1 protein-coding gene and 1 pseudogene are annotated in these 4,691 nt (G+C 33.6%); both read left to right on the top strand.

Features of this window, described 5'->3' with window-relative positions:
- Window positions 1-40 precede the first annotated feature (40 nt).
- Window positions 41-2,356 (top strand): DEAD/DEAH box helicase, encoded by a 2,316-nt coding sequence (locus ACKI3Q_RS05055; RefSeq protein WP_407414895.1) that lies wholly within the window; start codon window positions 41-43, stop codon window positions 2,354-2,356.
- 169 nt (window positions 2,357-2,525) lie between these two features.
- A pseudogene (locus ACKI3Q_RS05050) lies at window positions 2,526-4,691 on the top strand (hypothetical protein); the annotation flags it as partial.

Here is a 4,691-nt window from a genome sequence, read left to right as displayed (position 1 = left end):
TCACTACTTTTATTAATAGTTACTAACTAAAATTACTATTATGACTACTTACATTAAACATCCATTAATCAAAAAAGATTCAATTGAATCAAGGTTATATCAGCAGGTATTGGCTGGGGATGTTTTAAAAAACGGTAACACGATGGTTGTTGCACCTACTGCATTAGGTAAAACTATCGTGGCTATTTTGGTTGCGGCGGATAGGTTACAAAAGGTGAAAAATTCTAAAGTTCTAGTCCTGTCTCCTTCAAAGCCGCTGGCCATTCAGCATGAAGCCAGTTTTAAGGAGTTTTTAACTCTTCCATGTTCATCCATTACAGGTGCAGTCAAAACTGATGAACGTGTTAAAAGATGGGAAGAATCCAGGATAATTTCAGCAACTCCACAAACTGTCGAGTCCGATTTATTAAATGGAAGATATGATTTAAGTAGTGTTTCACTGATTGTTTTTGATGAATGCCATCATGGCGTTGGCTCTTATTCTTATGTTTATTTAGCTTCAAGATATGTAAAGGAATCCAATTATAATCTGATTTTAGGTTTGACAGCATCTCCTGGTTCGGACAAGGCTAAAATTAAGGAAGTATGTGAAAACCTATATATTCAAAATGTTGTTGTTAAAACGGAAAATGATCGTGATGTAAAGCCCTATTTCAATCCGGTTGAGATTGATTGGGTTAGAGTAAAAATGAGTGCTGAACTTGAAAAGATTAATGATTCCTTAGAAAAAGCCCTTAAAATTAGGCTGAAAACCCTTAAAAATATGGGGATTTTGAAGACAATTTCCGTTACAAAAGTGGATATTCTAAAAACAAGAGGACGCATTCAAGGCGAAATTGCACGTTCAACAGCCCCTAAAAAGGAATTGTTTCAGGCCATTTCTATTTTAAGTGCTGTTATCAATATTCAGCATGCACAGGAACTTGTTGAAACTCAGGGGGTTCATCCTTTTAATAAATATATTGCAAGGCTTCGCAAAAAGAAAACTAAGGCATCCAGGTCATTGATGAACGATCCTAATTTTTCACGTGCTGTCAGGTTGGCACATAATGCAGAGAAAAATGGGTGGGAACATCCTAAACTCCGCGCTTTGGCCGAAATACTGAAAAAGGAATTGGGCAGTGATGGTCAAACCACTCTCCAAACTACAAGGTATGCTGATAAAAAGGATAAAAAAACATCTAAAATAATTGTTTTCACTCAATTCAGGGATACTCTTGAAATGATTCATGAAAAACTCGAAAGGGAAGGAATTAAATCTGCAAAATTCTTTGGTCAGGGAACCAAGGATGGTGAAAAAGGTTTGACTCAAAAAGAGCAAAAGGAAATCATTAAGGCATTTAGAATGGGTGAATATGATGTTTTAATCTCAACCAGTGTTGCAGAAGAGGGTATTGATATTCCTGCAGTTGATTTGGTGGTTTTATATGAGCCGGTTCCATCTGAAGTGCGTATGATTCAGCGTCGTGGAAGAACTGGTCGTAAAAGAACTGGTCGTGTTAAGGTTTTAATCACAAATGGGACCCGTGATGAGGCATATTATTGGTCTTCTGTTAGAAAAGAAGATAATATGAAAAACCAATTGATTAATCCAGATGTTTTAAAAGAACTTAATGAATCTGCAGTTGCAAGAATGGATAATGAAAAGAAAGTTAAGGTTATAGACAGGCCAAAAGATGAAAAATTGCCTTTGGTTTATGCGGATTCCCGTGAAGGAAATTCAAAAGTTATCCGCTATCTGTCACAGATGGAAATGGATGTAAAAATTCATTCAATGGCTGTTGCAGATTATCAGGTCAGTGATGAAGTGGCTATTGAGAGAAAAACTGCCAAGGATTTTGTAAGTTCAATGATAGATAAGCGTTTGTTTAAGCAGGCTCGGGCATTGTCTGAAGAGTTCAAGCGTCCGTTGATGATTCTTGAAGGGGATGATTTGTACTCGGGCATGGTTAATCCTAATGCGATTAGGGGTACGATAGCTTCAATTGCACTGGATTTTGGTATTAGCATTATTCCAACAAGGGATGCCCAGGATACTGCAGCAATGATTAAGAGAATTGCAATCAGAGAACAAAGCGGTGAAAAATCCAATATTCAAATCCGTACCGATAAAAAGCCTGTCAGTTTGTGGGAGCAGCAGCTTTTCATTGTTGAATCATTGCCTACTATAGGTCCGGTTAATGCTAAAAACTTATTGGAACACTTCGGTTCTGTAGAAAAGGTCTTCAATGCTTCTGAAAGTGAACTTATGGAAGTTGAAGGCATTGGTAAAATCACAGCCCAAAATATTAGGAAAGTCGTCGAATCCGAATATTTATATTTCAAAAAAGAGATAAAGGAGAAAAAACTTCTTTAATATTTTTTTTTAAGTTAATTGAATATTTCCGTAAATTATAATTGATTAAAATTCATTTATTAGTAATATTTAATTAGTATTAATTATATATAACTATGGTGAATAATATATTTTACTTAATTTTATAGTAGGAATATTATTTATTAAAAAATTAACTGGGAGAGAATTTATGAAATATAGATATTTATCGATTATTTTATTAATTTTAATATTTTCTGTCGGTGCTGTTTGTGCACAGGATAATACAACTGATATTATCTCTGTAGGCAGTGACGATGTTATATCTATGGAGGAAGCTCCTATTTTACAGGATAATGGCTTCTCTGCAGATGAAATTCACATCAATGATACTAATTTTAATCAGTACTTTGATGAAAATGGTACTATGAACGATAATGTCTCAGCTGATTCTACTATTTTTATCGGTGAGATTACAAACAAATCTTTATTTATTAACAAGCCGGTGGATATTGTTCCCGATGACGCTTCAAAAATTACAGATTCCATCATTACTCTTATTTCAGGAAGTGATGGATCCACTATTAACGGCTTAACTTTTAATAATAATATAATTGGTGCTGTTGAGATAGATAATGCTACAGATGTTGCAGTTATAGGAAACATTATTAATATCGTATCCAATTCTAACATAACACATCCTGCAATTTCTGCCCTATATGCTAATAATCTTAATGTAACAGCTAACACTATTACATACAATGGAAAATCTGATGGCGAAAACGCTGTTGTTGCTATGGTCATTACAGAATCTGAAAATGCTGTAATTGAAGATAATGAATTCACTATAAATATTCCTTCTAATATTATTGATTGGATAGAAGACCCTCCAGGGTCTTGGAATTATGTGGCCAATCCTAGAAGTGCAGGAATAATGGTTACCAATTCTAATAGTCTTTCATTTAAAAGAAATGCAATTTATCTCAATGCTACTGATGTATTTGGCAGTGATGACTCAATATATGTAGTTGATATTGTAGATTCCGATGAGGTTCAATTTAATGAAAATGAAATTATAGCTTTAGGCCATAATTATATTTACGGCTTAGTAATCAGTGGTGAATCCATTGATATAATCGGAAATTCTATTTCAATATTATCTGATACAAATTACGCTAACGGTATTGATATTGAAGGTGGATCAAGTGCTGTTGTGGAAGATAATTATTTATATATTATATCTCCTAATGTTGCTTATCCAGTTTATTCTGCAATGAATTGGGGTACAATGGAATCTCCAGATGTTGATTATCTTTATAATCATATCCTAGCCGATTCCGATGTTGTCTATGGTATGCATTTAACCGGAATCGCTTCAATTATCTCTGGAAACACCATTTCAATTTATGGTAATTATACAATGGGTATCTATTCATTAATGACAGAGGATTTAGCCATAATTCACAACAATAAAATTAATGTTTATGGTGAAAAAAATGATACTAAAAGTGCAGGAGATATGATTCCTGCACAGACCGTTGGTATTTTAGCAACATCTGAAAGTCATATTCATAATAATCTAATTGGGTCTGATGGAAATTACACCATTGTTTCCACTTCATCTGACAGTGAAATCTTTAATAACTACCTGACTGCCAGTGAATTGGTGGGTGATGAAAGTGTTGATGATAAGTCAGATGACGCAATCGTTGAAAACAACATCCCTAATAGTGAAAATAAATACAATTTAACTAACGATACTTTCTTCTTATACTTTGATGAATATGGTGACTTAAGAGAGGGCATAACTGGAGAATTGACCTTTATTGGAGAGTTCTCTAATCTGGTTAAGGAAATCTTTATTACTGAACAGGTTAATTTGTTAAGCGATAATGCAACCATATATAACATGGGAATTGAAATTTTCCATGATGATCTTATTGTTGATGGATTCAATTTCATTAGTGACTCTTTAAATGAAGTGATTTGTGTTGAAAATGCAAATAATGTTTACATTATAAACAATAACTTCACTGTCAACGGCGTATTTAATGACGACAATGATGTTATTCATATCTTAAATTCTGAAGATACACGTGTTGATAATAATACGATTAATTTCGCTGTTGAAACTAATGAAACTTATAAAAATACCGCTATTCGTGCAATCGATTCTGATGGTGTACATATTTCCAACAACATCATTAATGCTTTATTGCCTTCCCGTTCTATTGATTGGACTAGTGGGGAAGTTTATTCTGAAGGAGTATATTTGGATGGCTGTAATGATGCAATTTTAGCTGATAATTATATTGTTGTTAAATCAAATGGCAATATTGATCAGTATGATACAATTTATGCAGTTCATGTTACTGGT

This window comes from Methanobrevibacter sp. (assembly GCF_045636185.1).
In the GTDB taxonomy this organism is placed as follows: Archaea; Methanobacteriota; Methanobacteria; order Methanobacteriales; family Methanobacteriaceae; genus Methanocatella.
Note: the sequence above shows the minus strand (reverse complement) of the source record. Positions and strands in the feature narration are given on the sequence as shown.